General features: G+C 53.5%; 22 protein-coding genes. 12 read left to right on the plus strand and 10 right to left on the minus strand.

Features of this window, described 5'->3' with window-relative positions; translation table 11 throughout:
• From QI197_07210 to QI197_07225, 4 genes are all read right to left on the minus strand, one after another.
• Positions 1 to 315: ABC transporter permease subunit (locus QI197_07210; GenBank protein MDK2373146.1), on the minus strand; the 315-nt coding region annotated here is incomplete at its 3' end.
• Between the two features lie 68 nt (positions 316 to 383).
• Positions 384 to 1,127, minus strand: coding sequence for an amino acid ABC transporter ATP-binding protein (locus tag QI197_07215; protein MDK2373147.1), 744 nt, complete (start codon positions 1,125 to 1,127; stop codon positions 384 to 386).
• Between the two features lie 4 nt (positions 1,128 to 1,131).
• Positions 1,132 to 1,785 (minus strand): amino acid ABC transporter permease, encoded by a 654-nt coding sequence (locus QI197_07220; protein MDK2373148.1) that lies wholly within the window; start codon positions 1,783 to 1,785, stop codon positions 1,132 to 1,134.
• 31 nt (positions 1,786 to 1,816) lie between these two features.
• Positions 1,817 to 2,758, minus strand: a complete 942-nt coding sequence (locus QI197_07225) for an ABC transporter substrate-binding protein (GenBank protein ID MDK2373149.1) — start codon at positions 2,756 to 2,758, stop codon at positions 1,817 to 1,819.
• Positions 2,759 to 3,024: 266 nt separating this feature from the next.
• On the opposite strand from QI197_07225, the gene QI197_07230 reads away from it, so the two are divergent.
• From QI197_07230 to QI197_07240, 3 genes are read left to right on the plus strand one after another with little or no spacing between them, the layout of a single operon-like run.
• On the plus strand, positions 3,025 to 3,603 hold the full coding sequence (locus tag QI197_07230; GenBank protein ID MDK2373150.1) for a nitroreductase family protein: 579 nt from the start codon (positions 3,025 to 3,027) through the stop codon (positions 3,601 to 3,603).
• 57 nt (positions 3,604 to 3,660) lie between these two features.
• A complete protein-coding gene (locus QI197_07235; GenBank protein MDK2373151.1) occupies positions 3,661 to 4,083 on the plus strand; it encodes a HEPN domain-containing protein in 423 nt (140 codons plus the stop codon).
• Positions 4,052 to 4,408: a nucleotidyltransferase domain-containing protein gene (locus QI197_07240; GenBank protein ID MDK2373152.1), complete on the plus strand. Its 357-nt coding sequence runs from the start codon at positions 4,052 to 4,054 to the stop codon at positions 4,406 to 4,408. The genes QI197_07235 and QI197_07240 overlap by 32 nt, the downstream gene beginning before the upstream one ends.
• Positions 4,409 to 4,671: 263 nt before the next feature.
• Here QI197_07240 and QI197_07245 read toward each other — a convergent pair whose 3' ends face one another.
• Positions 4,672 to 5,334: a DUF3782 domain-containing protein gene (locus QI197_07245; GenBank protein ID MDK2373153.1), complete on the minus strand. Its 663-nt coding sequence runs from the start codon at positions 5,332 to 5,334 to the stop codon at positions 4,672 to 4,674.
• A 111-nt stretch (positions 5,335 to 5,445) separates the two neighbouring features.
• Between QI197_07245 and QI197_07250 the strand changes: the two genes are divergently transcribed.
• The 3 genes from QI197_07250 to QI197_07260 are packed head-to-tail and all read left to right on the plus strand — an operon-like array spanning position 5,446 to position 6,849.
• A complete protein-coding gene (locus QI197_07250; protein MDK2373154.1) occupies positions 5,446 to 6,126 on the plus strand; it encodes a hypothetical protein in 681 nt (226 codons plus the stop codon).
• 59 nt (positions 6,127 to 6,185) lie between these two features.
• The gene (locus tag QI197_07255) at positions 6,186 to 6,434 is read left to right on the plus strand and encodes an AbrB/MazE/SpoVT family DNA-binding domain-containing protein (protein ID MDK2373155.1); all 249 of its coding nucleotides are present in this window, start codon (positions 6,186 to 6,188) and stop codon (positions 6,432 to 6,434) included.
• Positions 6,400 to 6,849, plus strand: coding sequence for a PIN domain-containing protein (locus QI197_07260; protein ID MDK2373156.1), 450 nt, complete (start codon positions 6,400 to 6,402; stop codon positions 6,847 to 6,849). Before QI197_07255 ends, QI197_07260 begins: the two co-directional genes overlap by 35 nt.
• Positions 6,850 to 7,381: 532 nt before the next feature.
• Here QI197_07260 and QI197_07265 read toward each other — a convergent pair.
• From QI197_07265 to QI197_07280, 4 genes are all read right to left on the minus strand, one after another.
• Complete coding sequence (locus QI197_07265; protein ID MDK2373157.1) at positions 7,382 to 7,921, minus strand: DUF445 family protein; 540 nt, start codon at positions 7,919 to 7,921, stop codon at positions 7,382 to 7,384.
• A gap of 26 nt (positions 7,922 to 7,947) precedes the next feature.
• Positions 7,948 to 9,804: a restriction endonuclease subunit M gene (locus QI197_07270; protein MDK2373158.1), complete on the minus strand. Its 1,857-nt coding sequence runs from the start codon at positions 9,802 to 9,804 to the stop codon at positions 7,948 to 7,950.
• On the minus strand, positions 9,797 to 10,927 hold the full coding sequence (locus QI197_07275; protein ID MDK2373159.1) for an MFS transporter: 1,131 nt from the start codon (positions 10,925 to 10,927) through the stop codon (positions 9,797 to 9,799). The genes QI197_07270 and QI197_07275 overlap by 8 nt, the downstream gene beginning before the upstream one ends.
• Positions 10,928 to 11,145: 218 nt before the next feature.
• On the minus strand, positions 11,146 to 12,387 hold the full coding sequence (locus QI197_07280) for a hypothetical protein (GenBank protein ID MDK2373160.1): 1,242 nt from the start codon (positions 12,385 to 12,387) through the stop codon (positions 11,146 to 11,148).
• Between the two features lie 513 nt (positions 12,388 to 12,900).
• Here QI197_07280 and QI197_07285 point away from each other — a divergent pair.
• From QI197_07285 to QI197_07295, 3 genes are all read left to right on the plus strand, one after another.
• Positions 12,901 to 14,403 carry a hypothetical protein gene (locus tag QI197_07285; GenBank protein ID MDK2373161.1) on the plus strand — a complete coding sequence of 501 codons (1,503 nt, stop codon included), beginning with the start codon at positions 12,901 to 12,903 and terminating at the stop codon, positions 14,401 to 14,403.
• A gap of 461 nt (positions 14,404 to 14,864) precedes the next feature.
• Positions 14,865 to 15,077 carry an AbrB/MazE/SpoVT family DNA-binding domain-containing protein gene (locus QI197_07290; protein ID MDK2373162.1) on the plus strand — a complete coding sequence of 71 codons (213 nt, stop codon included), beginning with the start codon at positions 14,865 to 14,867 and terminating at the stop codon, positions 15,075 to 15,077.
• The gene (locus tag QI197_07295) at positions 15,074 to 15,481 is read left to right on the plus strand and encodes a PIN domain-containing protein (GenBank protein ID MDK2373163.1); all 408 of its coding nucleotides are present in this window, start codon (positions 15,074 to 15,076) and stop codon (positions 15,479 to 15,481) included. Before QI197_07290 ends, QI197_07295 begins: the two co-directional genes overlap by 4 nt.
• On the opposite strand, the gene QI197_07300 is transcribed toward QI197_07295, so the two are convergent.
• Entirely contained in the window at positions 15,450 to 16,232 is a 783-nt protein-coding gene (locus QI197_07300) for an LEA type 2 family protein (protein MDK2373164.1), read from the minus strand. The two genes, QI197_07295 and QI197_07300, sit on opposite strands and share 32 nt — an antisense overlap.
• Before the next feature lie 194 nt (positions 16,233 to 16,426).
• Between QI197_07300 and QI197_07305 the strand changes: the two genes are divergently transcribed.
• The 3 genes from QI197_07305 to QI197_07315 form a co-directional block, all read left to right on the plus strand.
• Positions 16,427 to 17,020 (plus strand): hypothetical protein, encoded by a 594-nt coding sequence (locus QI197_07305; protein ID MDK2373165.1) that lies wholly within the window; start codon positions 16,427 to 16,429, stop codon positions 17,018 to 17,020.
• A gap of 396 nt (positions 17,021 to 17,416) precedes the next feature.
• Positions 17,417 to 18,424 (plus strand): phosphosulfolactate synthase, encoded by a 1,008-nt coding sequence (locus QI197_07310; GenBank protein ID MDK2373166.1) that lies wholly within the window; start codon positions 17,417 to 17,419, stop codon positions 18,422 to 18,424.
• A 183-nt stretch (positions 18,425 to 18,607) separates the two neighbouring features.
• On the plus strand, positions 18,608 to 18,842 hold a 235-nt coding region (locus tag QI197_07315), incomplete at its 3' end, for a twin-arginine translocation signal domain-containing protein (GenBank protein ID MDK2373167.1).

An 18,842-nucleotide genomic window follows, 5' to 3' on the forward strand; every position in this document is an offset into this window, starting at 1 on the left:
CAGCTGGTCCTTGAAGACGGCCTCTATCGCCCCCTTGAAGTAGCCCTTCTGGTAAGCACCGCTGTTCAGCATGAGCGTCACGGCGCCAGCGGTGAACGCGTCCCAGTTAAGGCCTGTCAGGGCCGGTATGGAGAAGTAGAAGAACAGAAGTTGGACTATCAGCGGGCTTCCCCTGAAGAACTCCACATAGCCCGCAATGATCACCTTCATCAGCTTGGTCCCATAGACATCCCCTAGGGCTGAAAGAATGCCTAGAACGAAGCCCCCTGCCAGTCCCAGGAAGGTCATCTCCACGGTGGTTAGGAATCCCTCTATGATGAAGGGATAGTACTCGGTGACGAAGCTGATAATGAAGGATATTGGATCCAGCGGCGCTGCCGTCTTCAGACCCCCCCGATGAGCCTCCTCAGGAACTCCCTCGCCCTCGGAGTCTTCGGATTCCTCAAGAGTTCCTCAGGAGGACCTGACTCTATTATGCGCCCGTCATCCATGAACAGGATCTCGTCAGCTACCTCCTTCGCGAATCCAAGCTCGTGGGTGACCACCAACATGGTAACGCCCCTCTTAGCCAGATCCTTCATCACATCAATGACCTCCCAAGTGAGCTCTATGTCCAGGGAGGCGGTGGGCTCGTCGAACAGTATTATGTCTGGATCCATTGCTAGGGCCCTAGCTATGCCCACTCGCTGTTGCTGCCCGCCGGAGAGCTGAGCTGGGTAATGATGGGACCACTCCTCCAACCTGACGGTTTTGAGGGCCTCTAGCGCCTTCCTCTCCGCCTCCTCGTCCCTCATCTTGAGGACGACCTTCGGACCGAGCTTCACGTTACCTAAAGCTGTGAGGTGCCTGAAGAGGCTTGGTTCCTGAAAAACGAAGCCTATCTTCGCCCTGAGCATGTTCAGGTCCAGTCCAGAGCCGTACACATCCTTCCCCTCGAAGTATATCTTGCCCTCAGTCGGTGGCTCTAGTAGGCCCATCAGCCTCAGGAATGTGGACTTGCCGGACCCGCTGGGCCCAATTATCACCTTGGTCTGCCCCTTCTCTATCTCGAAGTCTATACCCTTGAGGACCCATAGGTCCCCGTACCTCTTCTTCAATCCCTCACACGCGAGAACTACCTCACCCATCGAATCACCTCAAACCGTACTTGGTCTTCAGCCTTGACCCGAGTCTGTCCAGGTAATTGGCCACCGGGAAGGTGATTAGGATGTATAGGATGGCCGCTATCAAGTAGGGGTAAAGGAATGATCTGGTGGCCTTTCTCACTATGTCTGAGTACTTGGTCAGCTCTAGCACGCCCAGAACGAATGCATAGGATGAGTCCTTTATCAGTAAAGCTATCTCGCTGCCCAGCCCCGGGAGAGCCACTATGAAGGCTTGGGGGAGGATCACATATCTGAAGGCCTGCCATCTATTCATTCCCAGCGAGGTGGCCGCCATCATCTGCTGCCTACCTACGGAATTTATAGCCCCCCTGAATATCTGGGACTGGAAGGCGCCGCTCCTCAAACCCAAGGCGAATGTGGCGGACAGAAAAGCGCTCTTGAAGATGGGGACTATGCCTGCCATGCCGAAGTGGAAGAGAAGCATTATCACCAGTACGGGAATCCCCCTCATGACGCTTATGTAAGCATCGGCCGCGTGTCCTAGGCCATAAGGGGAAAACTGCTTGACTATTGCTGTTGGTATGCCGAGGGCGAAACCTAGGGCGAATGAGAGGAAAGAAATCGCTAGGGTGTTGGGTACTCCTTGGAGTAAAAAAAGGAAGTTCTCGAGGGTGAACAAAGCCTGACCTCCCTCAACTTACCTGCCTCTCTCAGCCCTTGGGCACGCCCCACTTGCTGGCTATCTCGTCGATCTTGGCGTTGGCATACATCTCGGCTAGGATACCGTCGATCTCCTTCATCAGGTCGATGGCATCCTTGTGAAGCACGAAGGCCACAGGCCAGTAGCTCCTGCTGTACACGACCTTCAGCGGAATCTCGGAGGTAGAGTTCCAGTAGGTGGTGATCGGGGTCTCCGCGTATACGGCATCTATGGTTCCCTTCTTCATGTCCTCCAAAGCCACCTCGAAGTCAGGGTACGACTTTACCTGTGATGACTTCAGCTTACCCTGCTTCACCAGCTGGAGCAGCTCATCCTCCTCGGTGGTCCCGCTACCTGTTCCTATCACCAAGTTGTACTTGAATGCCTCTTCAAGCGAACCTAGCGTGGTTATGCCCAGCTCCTTGGCCCTAGGCTCTAGCATTATGAGCTGCACCTTGGTTATGTGGATCGGCATGGTGAACAGGACCTCCTTCAACCTCTCAGGAGTTACAGAAAAGCCGCTAACCCCCATGTCGACCTCCTTGTTCTTGACCGCTTGGATTATAGCGTCGAAGTCCATGGGCTTCCACTCAACCCTGACTCCGAGCTTCTTAGCAACTTCTTCCATTATGTCGACCTCGTAACCCACTATTTTGTTGGTCTTGGGATCTATGAACTCGAACGGTGGCCAGTCTGGAGAGGTGGCCACGACTATCTTGCCTCTCTTCTTTATCTCCGCTAGCACTCCCCCTGGCGCAGCTCCAGCCTGTGTTACCGTCTTCGTAACGGTCTGAGTAACGGTCTTCGCCCCAGGAGCGCCCTGAGTGATGGTGTTCGTAACCGTGACCGTCTTAACCTCGGCTGGGGCGCTCGGCTTCGCAACGTAGCCCACCGCGGCACCTATTATGAAGGCCACAATCAGACCTATAGCTAAAACTCCCTTGGAATCCATAAGAACACCTCCTTTTGTTTTTGGACGAACCGCTCTAATATTAAGCTTCCGCATTTATCTCAGGTCCTCTGATAAATTAAGATTATTGCAAATCGGTACGACGTTGGAAATCGTGGAAAAAGGACGTGGTGACGCGATAGAACCTCTTAATTGTTCCTGTGAGAGAAATAACTGAATTTACGCTTATCATCGACTGGAAATTCTACAATGAGTCAGCATGTCATCGCAACTGAACATATTTATTCTCGGTCAGGTATGAAGAGGAGATGCCGGACATCTTCGATGTAATGGCGGAACGTAGGTCCGTTAGAAGGTATTCCGGTGAGGATGTGAACGAAGAGGACTTGAACCTGATACTGGAGGCTGCATGCTCCGCTCCTTCAGCTGGTAATCTTCAGGCATACGAGATAGTCGTGGTGAGGGATAGAGAGAGGAGGGTTAGGCTGGCCAGGGCATCCCTAAATCAGATGTTCATGGCCCAAGCACCAGTGCACTTGGTCTTCCTAGCCTACCCCGAGAGGTCGGCAGCCATTTACGGGAGGAGAGGGGCTAGGCTCTACTCGCTGCAGGACGCCACCATAGCTGCCACATTCGCTATGCTTGCAGCCCACGCTTTGGGCTACGGGACCTGTTGGGTGGGAGCATTTCGCGATCAGGATGTGTTGAGAATAGTGAGGGCTCCCAGAAACAGGATTCCAGTGGCCATAATCACTGTGGGGAAACCCGAGGGGATGGAACATACCACCCCTCGCCTCAAGATGGAGTCCTTCGTCTTCGAGGAGGTTCACGGTAGGCCCTTCAATCACATAACCGTGATGAGGAAGTTGATCAGACCGGGTTGCTGATGAGGAGTGAGTTAACCTCAGGAATGTTTAATTGTAGGAAACTTACCATTACACTGGATGTTCGACTGGGAGGAGTACAGGAGGTGGATCGCTCAGGCGGAGCACACGCTCAGGTCAATTGAAGCAGATATCAGGAACGGTAGCTTCGACTGGGCGTGTTTCAAGGCTCAACAGGCTGCCGAACTAGCCCTCAAGGCCCTCCTGAGGGGGGCTGGGAGGGAGGCCTTCGGCCACGATCTCAGGAAGCTACACGAAGAGTTCAAGGAGATATGCGGCTCCGACTTCGAGGGGGAGGTCCTTCACTTGAGTAAGTTCTACATACCGGCCAGATATCCTGATGCCTTCCCTGGAGGATCTCCCTACGAATTCTTCAGCTTGAGGGATGCCGAAACTGCCCTTGATATGGCGAGGAGGGTTCTGGAGGGGGTGAAGAGGTGTGCATCGAGGATTGAGGAAATTGCTGGAGAGGAGGAGAGATGAGAGAAGGGCGATTATCGAAGAGGCTGTGGAGCTATCCAATAAGCTGAAAGAGAGGCTGGGAGAGGTTACGATCGTGCTATACGGCAGTTACGCTAGGGGCGACTTTAACCTATGGAGCGATGTGGACTTGATCGTCATATCGGACGCCTTTGTGGGGGTACCATTCCTCGAGAGGGTGGACCTGATAGTCGATCTCCTTCCTCCCAGATTCGAGGTAAGGTGTTTAACACCCCAAGAAGCCCTTTCCCAATTTGAGAAAACTTGGTGGAAGAAGATACTGAGGGAGGCTGTGGTAGTGAGGGATGATCTCCACCTCCTGAGCTGAGGCTCTCGGCAGTCACCTACTTCCCCGTCAACTATCCCCCAGCACTCCAAAACCTGTTGTGTATAGTCGGGTTTTACCGCTTACTTAATCCGGGGATCCTAGGATCGTGCGTATAGGTGTGATTGGAGCTTCCCAAGCGGTGAAGCCCTCACAATTGTCGAGAATCGGTTAATTCTTAGGTGATCGGGGGCCATGAGGAACCCTTTCACTAGGGGGACGTCATAGAATTTCAGCTATGGTAGGGGATGATCAGGACATGTCTGCTATCTCGAAGAATCGATGATGGGTATTATCCTTACATCCAGCTTGTCCGCCAGCTCCCTAGCCCCTTCATCAATCAGACCTCCTATTATCACCAATGACGGCTTGATTCCAATCTTCCGCTCGTAGAGTTCCCCTATCCTGTGGAGCTCGGCCACATCCCCCTTCGAGACCCTTGACTTCACCTCTACGAGGATGTGCTTGCCGTCCTTGACCAGTACGTCGACCTCCACCTCGCTCGGATGGCCATAGACCAGACCCTCATCGTCCTCCATCACGAACCTGCCCACATCGGCGACGCCGAACTCCTCCTCTAATAAGTGTCTCAGCCCCTCTCTGAACGATGTCTCGGATATAACCCCAAACCTGTGGGCTATGACGTTTACTGTCCTCCTGAGCACCTCCTGACTCTCCTTCAATCCCTCCACGCTTTCCTTAAGCTCCTTCTGACCGCTCTCCAGCTCCTCCTGCCCCTTCTTCAGCCCCTCAACGCTCTCCTTCAATCCCTCCACGCTTTCCTTAAGCTCCTTCTGACCGCTCTCCAGCTCAACTATACGCTCAAGAATTTCTTTGTAACCTATCAGGCCAGCTACTGCGAATTTGAACTCTTCATCCTCCTCCAATGCTTTCAAGAACTTTTTCTTCTCCTCGGCCGAGAGGGACATCGAATCTTCCTCCTTCGAGCCTATATAAGTGTTCCCTGAACGAACGACTCATTGGGATCTTCGCTCACTATAGCGAAATGTTCTTTACTGTGGGAAGCAGTGAGCCGTGTGATGTCGGGAGAGGGTACCAAGATCGGGGAGGAGAGCGAGGAGTATTACTACCTCTACAAGCTGGAGAGGATGGTTGAAGAGGCTGTTGACTATGCCCTCTCCCGACTCAGCCATAATGGAATGAAATTGAGTAGATCCGATGTTCCACGCACGTTCCTGAGGTGTATGTATCTCTTCACTACTGGCTTCGAGTTCGAGGATTTAGAGAGGCTGGACCTAGTTTACTTGGAGTTCTACAAGTTCTTCAAGAAGTACTTGGAGGAGAGGTGCTGGTTCATCATCTGGCGCCTCTTCGAGCTAAGGGGGATAAGGGTCAGTAAGTTCATCATATCCGACAGGATGGGTGGAGAGGGACTCCACGAGTTCCGCTACTACATGGGAAGGGACATAGACTGCATGATAGTGGTGGAAGGTGATCTGAGGAAGGCGAAGGGCGAGGCCATAAGGATTGAGGGGGAGATTAATGGTGTGGTGGGTAACAGGCTACAGAAGATAATACTCGAGGGCGGGAAACTGTCGGAGGAGGAGCTGAAGAACTGCAAGACCTACGATCTATTCGAACTCGAAATTTTCGACAAGGAGGAGGACGCTAGGCGATGGGGAGTCATCAGAGAGTACACTAGAGAGGACTACAGGAGGAAGATGGCCGGGATGACGTTCCTCGGCAGGGCCACTGACTGAGCTGGACTAACGCATCGGCGTCAGAAATATTATATTTTCAGAAAGTTGGTATTTCTCTGATGTCGGTGGTGGAGGTAAGGGTCGGGAGGCGTCGGACTATAGTGATCCCCAAGAAGATCGCCCAGAGCGTAGGAATTGAGGAGGGAACCTTAGTAGCTATGAAGGTCGAGGGTGAGAAGATTATCATAGAACCCAAGAAGGACGCGGTCTGGCTGGCTCTGCATGGGAAGAAGGTAGCCAAAGTGACCCTAGAGAAGCTGGAGGAGGAGAGTCTTGAGAGACAGGAAGAAACTGGGCGTGCTGATTGACACGACATTTCTTCTACCCACCCTTGGCATGGAGGTAGAAAGGGAAGCTGAGGAGGTGATCCCCCTATTCAGGGAAGTAAGGATCCATTACATGGAAGTGAGCCTGTTGGAGGCTTCTTGGATTTATGCTAAGCTGGGGCTCGATCCTGAGCCGTTTGAATTGGGATTAGAGGCCGTGAGGCTTACTTACGACCTGCTGATTCCCGGACCTAGCGCCTACTCTCTGGCGTTTAGAATCTACGATTCGGGCCACAGGGACTTAATAGACAACCTCCTCTATGCATCAGCCAAGGAATCGAACCTCCTTTTCCTGACAATCGACAGGAGCTTCATTAGATTCCTAGAGGATAGAGGATGGTCCACCTCCCTTGTAATCACGCCCTCAGAGTTTCAGAGTAAGGTGCCCTCATCCTAATAGGGTTAGAGGAAGTGGGGAAGGTGGCTCCTCACTACAGGTCAGGTGCCCTATGGAGGCCTTTATGGGACCCCCTTTCAGCTTACCTCCCTGTCCGCCACTATTAGGTTCCCGATCCGTATTCGTCGAGGAGCTAGGCAGTCATAGCTAAGGTGTCGTCGCTCGCCTTGATCACATCCGTCCTCACGACTTCTGAATACCTTGGAGTTCACCTTGCCCTCGATGAAAGCGCAGGTTACGTCCCTCTCCGATAGGGCACCAACCAAGCTACCCCGACCCGTCAACTATCGGTAGAAAGCCGGTATCATGTCCCTTCTTGGATCTATCTGCCTTTCTCAGGCTCGCACTTGATTTTTATCGAGATGATCTCCTTCTCCAAGAAATTGGCCTCCTCTCTCCATCCTGAACCGCTTATTTACGGCCCCACATCAGCTCGTATTTTTTTCACTTATTATTTGCTGTTGCTTGATTGAGGGGATTTAAAATCGAACAGTAACTTGCAACTCAGTTACGAAATCGAATGTTAAAGGAATCAGTGGAGGAGCGAGAGGAGGACCATCTCAAGGGCGCCAACTAGGGCACCGATGAGGGCGTCGTTCAGGGCGATGTATCTGAGTTCCTCACCCACGGCATCTAGAAACATCCTCTCAAGTTCCTCATCGCTCACCTCCTCGAACTTCCTTAAAATGAACTCACTCACGCTCATGTTCTCGCTCATCTGAGAGAGAAGAGATGTAGTCAGGGTGGACACGACCCTCTTAATAGCTAGTTCCAGCATCTCCCTCGTCTCCGAAGGAAGCGGGATCGGCAGCTTAACTTCCCTCAGTTTGAGTTCCACGGCCTCCGAGATCATCTTCCTAACATCTTCCGGGGAGAGGATACTTCTCTCAACCGTATTGGCTATATTCTCGGCAATTTCCCTCCTCCTCTTGGGGAACACCCCCTGCACCCTGAGGGGACCAAGCTGTATGGGCTTCCTGGGATGGAAGAGCATCCATATCGCCACTCTATTGGCTGCGTACCCTATGAAGGCTCCGAATGCCGAGCCGAGAAGCAGCACCCATGGTCTCATACGCCCGCCCCCACCAATGCCTAAAATCACTCCTTAACCAAGTCCGCCAGTTTCGAGTACAGGGATTCCAGCAGACGGTCCACCTCTGGTATGGATAAAGCTCTGCCCAGAGCTACATCAAGACGATACCTGCTCCCCTCGGCAGATAATTCCTCCTCAATGGGCCTCGGATCCCTCAAGATCTCCCTGAGGGCGCTTATGACCCCTTCGTCCTCCCTTCTCGGCGCGGGCATCTCCAAATAATCAGCGAGGAGGAAGCGGGTCCACCCCCTCGATATCTTCCTACCCATGAGCGTGAGCAGCGAGGCGAAGAATGTGCTGTTATACCACGCTGCTAGCATCCAAGACCTCCTCCTACTCGTGATCACAACGTAGAAGTTCTTGGAGGCGGTTACTTTCTCTCCCGTCAGGTAGGCCAATGAGGACCTCCTCAGGGGATCTCCCACCTTGTCGGGGAGGAAGAGATATCCGAAGGGCTTCTTCGTCTTGAGCTGCCTCCATACGTGACTGTACCATCTGCTTCCTTTAGATCTGACCGCCGGGGCGGCGGTGCCTTCCTCCAAGCCCCACCTGATGTATTCCACCAAGCCCCTTGGAAGGTCTTCCAATGGCAGGGGAGGCACGGAAAGCAAATAGGTCCCTACATTCACCTCTATCGATCTTGAGTATAGAGATGGCCTCCTCAAGGCCCTCACCAGGTATTTCCTGTCTATCCTCAGCTCCCGACCGTCCGAGAGGATGAAGTCCGAATCGCCCGACCTGAGATCCCAGTACCCATTGGGGAGGAAGAAGAACTCCGGGCCGTACATCTCAACTCCCCTGACCACTCTCACTCCCAGATCCGAGAGCCTCACGAGGGTCCCGGCCCTCAGGGCGGAGCCAACGAACTTGAGCACGAGATCACGAAGATCCCGGTCGAAGAGGGACAGCCAGTTCATGTCAAAGAAGGTGGGTAGTTCCCCTAAATCGAGAAGAGAGCGCTTACCCGACGCGCTCAGGACCTTCGTGAGACCCCTTCCCGGTCCTTTCCTGGCCACGAGCACCAATTCCTTGAATCCACTTCCTTCAGAGAAGGAGTCCCGTCCTTCAGCCAATAGCGCCAGGTGATAGCTCTCCCTGATGAGTCTCTTGTAACCCCTCCCATATATGGTGTAAAAGGTGGAAGCTGGAAGCACGGTTGCTACAACACCTCCGTCCTCGAGGATGTCATCTATCAAGAGCATCGCTAGGGCTTGCAGGCTGATGGATCCCTTGCCCACGAACTCCGGATGGGTCCTCCTGAATGTTTCCACCAGCGCCCTCCTGTAATCCTCAGGAAGCTTATCCCACCTGGTGAAGGGCGGGTTAGTGGCTATCAGGTTGGAGGACGGGAGTTCTCCCCTGAGATACAGGGTGAAGGCATCCCCCACCCTCACATCCAAGATTCTCCCTTCACCCTCCAGCATGTGGAGAAGGGAGGTGAACGCCACCAACGCCGGTAGAGGAAGCTTCTCCACGCCCCACACCTTGATGACCCTATCCTTAGCTAGAGACAGTAGATGAGAGAGCGTTCTCCCGGAACCCATGAAGGGATCGCCTAGCACTATGTCGCCCTCTACCAAGTCCAGCGCCTCCTCCATGATCCGGAGCGCCTCGTCCTTCGAGTAGTACACGGCCAGCTTCCTCTTCATGTCTTCACCAACGGTCCTCTGAACCATGAGCTGGCACTGATGCAGGGACATGGGTCTCTCCTCCTTGGACCTCTCCACAACCTCTCTGGGTAGTTCGCTCAAAAGCGGGATTTCCAACGATTGAAGATCGCTGAGGTCGAGGTACTCCTCCAAGATCCTGATGCATGATCCCAGAATGCGGAGATAGAGCCCTTTCCCTTGGGTTTCAAGCATTCCCCATCCTCCTCGACAGCAGGATCAGCATGGGAGCCGATGCTAGGGGGAACAGAGCAGTGAGGAGATACGCTCTAGAGTAGTCCAACAGTGAAGCGATGAAGCCCATGACTATGGGACCCGAGAAGCGACCCACGTCAGCTCCCATAGAGTATAGAGCCATGGCCCTATTTCTCGCACCCTCCGGGACCGACCCTATGGTCACGTACTGTTGGGCCGGAACTGTGAATCCGAGGCCCAGGCCAAACAGGGCGGCGATACCGTAGCTCAGTGGAGGGAGGTACCAGATAGAGAGGGCCACGAGTGAGAGGAGCATGATCCCGTAACCTAGGGATATGGCAGCCATGGGTCTACTCTCTGCCATCCTCCCCGACAAATACCTAGAGATGAGGCCAGCGGCTCCGAAGAACATGCTGAAGTACCCGAAGATGGAAGCCCCGTAGCCGAGATCCCTGTAGTGAACTTGGACCAGTTCCAAGATGACCATCAGGGCAGCCCCGCCTAGGGCTGCCAGGGACATAGAGAGGAGAACCGTCCCCCGGAAGGCGTCCCTCCACCCGGCTTGCTCCACCTTTCCATTCCCCTCACCTCTCCTGAGGTCCGCGTTCATTGCGGCTATGGTCAGGGAGGATACCGCTGCTAGGGAGAAGACGGCCCAGTAACCCAAGGAATCCGCCAGCAAACCAGCTAGTGGGGGACCCAGAACCCCTCCCAGCGATATGAGCATGGACCTGAGGCCCAGAGCCAAGCCGATCCTTGACGAGGTAGAGGCCACAGCCACGGCTGAGGGGGCGATGAAGAAGGAGTTCCCGAATCCTTGTACCACCCTGCCCATGAGGAGGGAGGCGAAGTCCGAGGAGAACAGGAAGATGATAGATGAGAGGAGAGATAGGATCGAACCTACCATCATGGTCAGATTGCTGGAGGACCTGTCTGCCAGGTAACCGGTGAGGGGTCTCATCACCAAGGTAATCAGGGAGACGGCGGACCACACCAAGCTTATCTCCGTCAGGCCTATCCCCAAGTCCCTCGCGTACCGAGCTAGCACCGATGCTATAAGCCAAAGGGAAAGGAAATACAGGGCCACGGATAAGAGATTCAGCGCCAGCCTCCGATCTCCCATCGAGCTTCATTGGAATGGTTAGTTAAAAGTTTGAAGAGACCTCGGGCGCTAGCTCCCAGAGCGCGATCACTCCCCCTTCAAGGGTACGGCTAACGGATTTGGCAGGGGTCGGAGTGGACCTGCCCGTACTCAACGGGAGATCCTATCCCCTAAGGTAGGTGTCAACACCTACCGAGCCTGTGCGCTGACAAGGCCGTGTCAGGTCGAACTGGAAGGTATCATCCACCCACCATGAATTGAGTGCAGGTCCCATTTATGCAGAGAGTGTAGCTCCCGGGATCCAGAGGGCCGATCCTGATATCCGCCTCCACCACTCCCAAGCAGGCGATGCACATCCTACCCACCGGAACCTTCTTCAGCTCTATCGTCACCTCCCTCCCCTCCACACCGTACCTCAGCAGCTCTAGCCTAACACAGGGATTGGAGTGGGTTTGCGCATAGTGAGCGTAAGCATATCTCCCCACCACGCTCACGTCCAGCGAGGGCTGAGGGATGAACCCGCAGGATCCATGGGATCTCAAGACGGACACCATGTCCCCACCGGCCTGGCTCGTTATTGGAACCCCGGCCTTGACGGCAGCCTCCAACCTGTCCATCCACTCACTGGATACGAACCTCCGGACTGCCTCTCTAGTCGCATACCTGTCAATGCCCGCTATAACCAGCGCTGTGCCCCCAGGGCCCCAGCTCCTAGCCAGTATAATCCACCCAGTACCCATCAGGTCGCTGATGTTGGAGGCGAGGATCGGGTAGACCGAGGGACCGGTCCTAGGGGCCTTATGGCCTCCTAGGAAGATGACTGCTGCGTACCTCATCGCCCTGACCAAGGCATCCGGACCGTATCCCAGGTAATCGACCGGTACCCCCCTCCCCTCTAGGGCATCCCTCAGCATATCGAAGGAGAGGGAGTAATCTATCTCGTTTGCTACGACACCCACCTTCCCACTGATAGGCTTCGAGAATTTGGAGTAAACGACCCCGCACTTGAGCGTCCGTGTCCTGAGCTCGGTTCCCTTCTCCAGCCCATACCACTTGGCCACAGCGATGGGTGGAGAGATGCTGTTGGGACTCTTCAAGACCTCAACTATCTTAGAGGCGTTAAGGTACCCGGAGAGGATGGATTCCGCGTAGAGTAGAGGCGCCTCGCTGAGCTCCGCATCTGTCTCGACCATGACGAGGGTGTACTTGCTCCCGGGGAAGATGTACATCTCCACCCTACCTCCTCCCTCGTACTTCCCAAGGGTAAGGCGTACGGACTCCATCGATGGTCCCTGGTATCCGTATGGGGTGTACTTGACCACCTCAAGTCCCATCCCTCTCCCGATTCCGGAGTCCCTCAGGTAGGAGAGGATGCCGCTCTTGCTGCTCCTCTGCTCGTATATGGCGCCGACATAGCCAGCAGTAGGTGGACAAGCAACGATGGTTTGCGCTTGTAGGAGAGAAGCCATCAGCAAGAGCATCAAGGCGACCGATCTCCTCATGGTACCCGTCCCGCGCTAGTTGCCCGCATCCAGAGTAATAAGTTTAGTCCTATGGTCCGAATAGCTTCGAACATTTACTCATGGGCCGCGGACTCTATGAAATTAAGTCACTGGGTTACGTTCGCTCCCTAAACGAGCGTAGGTGGGAGCCCTCTACTTCGATGCAGCGCCTTCCATACTACCGCCGGGAACAAGGTGAAGAGCTAGGTGACCTAGGATGACCTCCTAGGGGGGGGGGAGGTAGTCACGTCCGCCGAACCTCCCGGATCGTCCTTCGTACTCGAGAAAGCTTCCTCATGTCAGCCACTCGAATCGTCCAATCCTGAGTTACGTCCAACCGGTAGCAATGACGACCTCCGAGATTAATGGTTAGCTTTTCTAACCGTTTTGTTACTTCCCATGGTAGTAACAACATGACCAGAGGAGGGCATTATATGAAAATTTTATATTTGTTCCGCTGACAGTTCAACCAAATTGGTCTGGGTTGAGAGCATGAAAGTCAAACTGATCCTCATGTTGGGCGTGCTCCTTCTACCAGTGAGCGCTGCCATGGCAGCTCCCCCTGCCCTATGGATAAAGAGCTACGGAACCAGCGGATGGGAGAGGGGAATGAGCGCGGCTCCCACAAGAGATAATGGCTACATAGTGGTGGGAGGCTACTCCAGTACCGGAAATCCCGCTGATAGGGATTTCTTAGCGATAAAGTTGGACAGTATGGGCAATGTCCAGTGGTCGAAGGCCTACGATGGAGGAGGGGAGGAGAGGGCCATATCTGTCCAGCAGACCAGCGATGGTGGCTACATAGTGGCGGGATTCAGGGCCGGTACTTCCGGTGATCCCACAACTAGGGACGCGTGGATAATGAAGTTGGATCAGAACGGTGGAGTGGAGTGGGAGTACACCTTCGATGGCGGCAATAACCAAAGGGATGAGGCCTACTCGGTGATTCAGACATCCGATGGAGGTTACGCCTTCACGGGCTTCACCACGCTGCCTCCACCGCTGGGAATTCCAGTCGCCTGGATCGTGAAACTGGACGAGACTGGCAGTGTCGAGTGGGCTTACGAGTATATAGAGAACTCTGGTGGTACGATGGGAACCCAGATAGCAGAACTCCCGGATGGGAGCTTTGCAGTAACTGGAGTCTGGGTAGGAACTGGTCCCGACTACGATGTGCTCTTTCTGAAGGTGTCCTCCTCTGGTAGCGTACAGGCGGCCTACAGGTACGGTACAACAACTGCGAATGAGATGGCCTTCCCGATCCTGCCACTACCAGACGGCTACCTCATCGCCGGGAACACGTCAGCAGCGCCCATAGGTGGGAACTGGGATGCGCTAGTGATGAAGTTGGACAGCGATGCTACCCTCAGATGGGCGCTGGCATACGGTGGATCTGGGGAGGAAGTCTTCACCTCGCTCTGGCCGGTTCCTAACGGCGCCCTAGTCTCTGGAGGTACTAATTCCTTTGGGAACGGCGGATACGACTCCTACCTCCTGAAGATAGACACCACAGGATCCATAGTGTGGGATAGAACATACGGCGGCACCTCCGATGAAGGCAGTTCGAGGTCCTTCCCGTTCAACTTCGCGATAGCCCAATTCGGTGCTACTCTCTCCTATGGGGCTGGCAGTTTCGATGTGTGGGGTCTCAATGTGGACAGATACGGGCTGATACCCGACTGCGACCTCATAACGGATCCAGATACGGAAACCGAGCTCCTCTCACTAGATCAAGTGGACCTCAGCCCGTCCATTAGCGCGAGCGACATAAAAGACTCGATCTCTAGGAACGCTCCGACTGTGAATGTCGACGATCTAACGCTTGAAGTGAATGATCAGTGTCAGTACCTCCCGGTGGGCGGGAAGCTCCTGCCACCTATGTCTCCATTGGAGGCGAGAGATCAGGCATGGGATCTCATATTTCCGCTTGCACTCATATTAGCGCTGTTCCTGATCCTCGCATCCGCCCTTCTCATCAGAAACAGGAGGAGGTAAGTGCATCCTTCCCTCCTTTTTTGGTTTATAGGATAGTGAGGGTTTCCTCATTCCAGCAATCCTCCACTAAGCAGAGTGCGCGCGATATATCATTAATCCACTACCCATCGCGTCTTCCTTCGCGCGATAAGCCCTTCGATTCACGGCTAATGTGAGCTCAAGTCTCGAGGTTGCTTTAGTTCTCGCCTCAGATTGGTTTCCGGATCAGGCAAGGCTCGCACTGATTAACCTACATCCCTTGACTTTGTAATACCTATTATCTCATTAGTATTACTAGAAAATCCTCATAATTACGAGACATACCTTCTAGGAAAAGTGCCTGATTATTTAATTAACTCATAAATCTAAGCTATTATTCATCTATTTTTTACTCTCATGCCGACATAATAAAAGCATCGGCGCTCTATTATCGCGCACTTTTGGTAGTACTTTTATTTTTGGAGTATTACCAAGATGATACCATGCCAGCTAAAGTCTCCACCAAGGGTCAGCTCGTTCTACCCGCTAGGATAAGGAGAAAGTACGGTATTTCCCCCGGTAAAGAAGTTGAAATATTGGATTTCGGCTATGAGATCGTGATCGTAACTCCATCTGAGGGAAGAGGGAGGGGGATGCTGAAATTCAGGGGTGATCCCGTGGATCTTGTGATGGAGGTTAGGAGGGGGTCCTCATGAGCTTCGTTCTCGACACGACCTCGATAATCATCTACCTCTCAGACCTTAAGGGAGCCGATTTAGTAGAGGAGCTGCTTGAGAGGGCATCGAGAGGCAAGGCCGAGGTCTACGTTAGCTACTTAACCTTGGCGGAGCTGTACCACATCATTGGCAGAGAGTACACGGCCAGAATGGCTAACGAGGCAATAGTCGCTGTTAAGAGGTGGCCCATCTCCCTCGTCCCGGTTGATGAGAGCATAGCCCTCTCAGCTGGCAGGATAGCTATCCAATCGGACCTCCATCTCCAAGACGCCGTTGTAGTAGCCACCGCCATGGATAAGAAAGCCGCTGTGGTGACTTCGAATCCGAAGATAGGCGAGATCTTTGACGATATTATAGTACTGGGAACGGGAGAGGAAGTCTAACTAACTGAAAAGGTGAGGGACCGCATCTCCTTGATACCGATGCGTTGGAGATTTCCAAGACCCACTCTACCGTGTCTCGGAGGTGAATCCCCTGTCCATTGGGAAGACCGTGGGTAAGCTGGGCAGGATGCGTGGAATAACCTCTCACCACGTACATCTCGTCCATGTTCGAAGGCAGATCTGGGTTCCTGACCGAGGGCAGGCTGAGGGAGAGCCTGTAAGTACCGACCTCCCTGAACGGAACCGTGACCTCGATGGGCAGCTCCACCCCGAGCACCGTGATGGGAACTCTGGCCCTACCATCCACCTCGTAGTCTAGGTTAAGCTGGGTGGTTCCACTCCTCAATGCCGAGATCACCGAGTCCAGCAGCGCGGAGACGGCCCTCTCAGGATCGACGGAGATGGGAACGGTAATGTCCCTCTCACCCGGTGGGACATCTATGTCCCGAATCGAACCGTTGGCCACGAGCCTCCCGTTCAGTCCGATCTCGTAATCGAGCTCGTGGATCCTCAACCAGTAGTTAGATGGATTATTGAGCCCGATGAGCAGCTCCAAGTTTATCCTCTTTATGTAAGGCTCCATAGGCGGGATTCCCGCCCTGAACCTCCATCCCAGATCAACATCTAAGCCCTTCAGGTTGATCCTCCTGACCTCAAGGCTGTTAGCCGCGTCAAGAGCTCTCTTGAAATCGAGTAGGAGTAGCCCTCCTAAAAGCACTGATATCAGGATCACAGCATGGATGGCCCTCATTCCATCCCACCTCAGCTAGCACGACACAATAAGATTTCTCAGCAGGAACGCGCGATGGGAACTTAGTGCGTTGGAGATCAGCAGTATTAGCGGAGAAGTCGGACGCCGCGACCCGAGGCGGAAGGGGACTCGCCAGGAAGACGGCGAGTACGATCACGGAAGAGATTTTAAAGGGATCTGGGCATCCATAATAGATGTCCCTTTCCTTAGAGGAGAGGAAGAAATTCCTGAAGGCGCTGCAGGAGGACGAGGAGTTCAGGCACGCCGTAGCCGGGGCCATTGGTTATGGGGAGATACTGGAGCGGCTCGCCGAGCACGACAAGAAGTTTAACGAGATCATCGCCGAGATCAAGGCCATAAAGGAGCGGCTCGCCGAGCACGACAAGAAGTTTGAGAGGATCGATGAGAGGCTTGCTAGGATAGAGACCACTCTCGAGAGATTCGCGCTGACGCTAGAGGAGGAGGGTAGAGAGGTTGTCTCCTGGCTCCTCGCGAGGAGGGGCATTCAAGTGGAGCTCAAGCCCCTGAGGATAGACGAGGTGGAGTATGACATGTACGGGGAGACGGAAGGGATCATAGTCATAGGCGAGGTGAAAACAAGGTTGAGCGCTAGGCGCGTCAGGGAGTTCGACGAGAGGGTGGGTAAGCTACTCAGGATAAGACCTGATATGAGGGGGAAGAAACTGATAAAGGTGCTTTACGCGATGACTATCCAGCCACCGGCACTGGAGGAGGCTAAGGAGAGGGAAATTTTGGTCGCGACAGCCAAGGGATTCGTGGAGGAGTAACCCTACACAGAAGTGGCGGCAGCCCATAGAGGAAAGGAGAGGTCGTCCCTGAATCTATGTCAGCCGGTACCGTCCTTCATCCCCCACCTACTCCGCGAGGTGACTACTCCAAGATATGCCGGTCGATGCCAGTATCCTAGGCTTCATGGATCGATCGCGTGGAATATTATAAAATATAATCTCAATCAAGTTTATACAGATCGTATTTAATCGATCATCAGGGGAAATGAAATTTTCTTTCTGTAGTAGAGCGACTTCCACTCAACCCGACCTTGAGGATGCCGCACTCTAGGGGGATCCCGCGTAAATCGGCTGTGATGATCCTAAATCTCGAAATAAGCGGTTTCCCCACGAATAACCGAGTTAAAGATATTAAGGGAGGCATAGCTTATATTTGTGGATCTTCTAGGAGCGTCCAAGGAGATGCTGATCGATCTGAGGACCAGTATCTTAGGGAAGAGGTCGAGCAAGCCCAGGGAGAAGGGCATCACCATGGTACTCGATAAACTCAGCCAACCCCTCTCGTGTCTGGGACTCGAGTACAAGGCCCCCTACATCGATTACGTGAAGATAGGCTGGGGCCTCCCACTGTTGATCCCCACAGACATGTTGAGGGAGAGGATTCGCCTCTACCACGAGTTGGACGTGGATGTTGGACTCAGTGGTACCCTCATGGAGCTGGCTACTGTGAAGGGTAGAGCCAGAGACCTATTCGAAGAGGCGTGGTCCCTCGGCTTCAACGTAGTGGAGATAAGCTCGGGCATAGTGGACATCCCCATGCAGGAGAGGCTGGAGCTGGCAGACTATGCCCGTTCTCTCGGGTTCAAGGTGACCTTCGAGGTTGGCAAGAAGGATCCCAGCAGAAAACTCCCCCTCCGAAGCGTTATAGAGGAGATAAGGCTTGCACTCGAGTCAGGAAGGGTATGGAAGGTCATAATTGAAGGCAGGGAGTTCGGCAAGGCCTCCTGCCTCTTCGACGAGGAAGGAAACCTCAAGTCCGATTGGTTCTCCGCTCTGATTTCGATGTTCGATCATGGAGACCTAATATTCGAGGCACCGCTGGTGAAGCAACACGTCGAGTTAATTAGGAGGCTAGGGCCTAATGTGAACCTTGGGAACATCAGGATGGAGGATGTCCTCTCACTGGAGAGCCTCAGGCTGGGTGTCAGGGGAGATACCTTCTTGATAAAGTCGAGAGGAAGCCTAACGGGGGGTTCACCCTCCGAGAAGTTCGTTCTATATGTGTTAAAGCAATTTGGACCTATGAGCTCATCGGAAATAAAGAGGAAGACGGGACTGCCGTCAAGAACCATCTACAAGGCTCTCAAGAATCTGAAGGACAAGGGCTTGGTGGAACAATTATCCCTAGGTGGAACGACCATATGGGCGGCGTCCCATACATAAAAAATATTTCGAGATATTTGTAAATAAGTTTAACTGTATAAATTGACATATGTAAATTGTTGTAGATAAACATAGTGAGCCGCAAAGGGTGCAGTGACCGGGGAGAACCTCATGCAAAGGAGGCACAATTCCGCTTATAAATATCGTAAATGTGCGCATCGGAGGGTGTCTTACTTGGTAACTGTGTCTAGGAGAGACTTCCTAAAAGGTCTAACTGTTGTGGCCATCGGGAGCATGATCGCCCCCGTTAAGTTATCTGTGGCGGCTGAGGAAGAGGTGCCGGAGCTCCCCTGGCCCTACGAGGAGCTTGACGTTGAGTACGTGAGGAAGCTGGGTCATCTGGGCTATTACGCATTCGAATGCGCTGGTGGGAGCTTCTGGGCCATAATGACGGCGCTCAAGGAGAAAGTAGGTTATC

It is taken from the genome of Thermoproteota archaeon, assembly GCA_030130125.1.
In the GTDB taxonomy this organism is placed as follows: Archaea; Korarchaeota; Korarchaeia; order Korarchaeales; family Korarchaeaceae; genus Korarchaeum.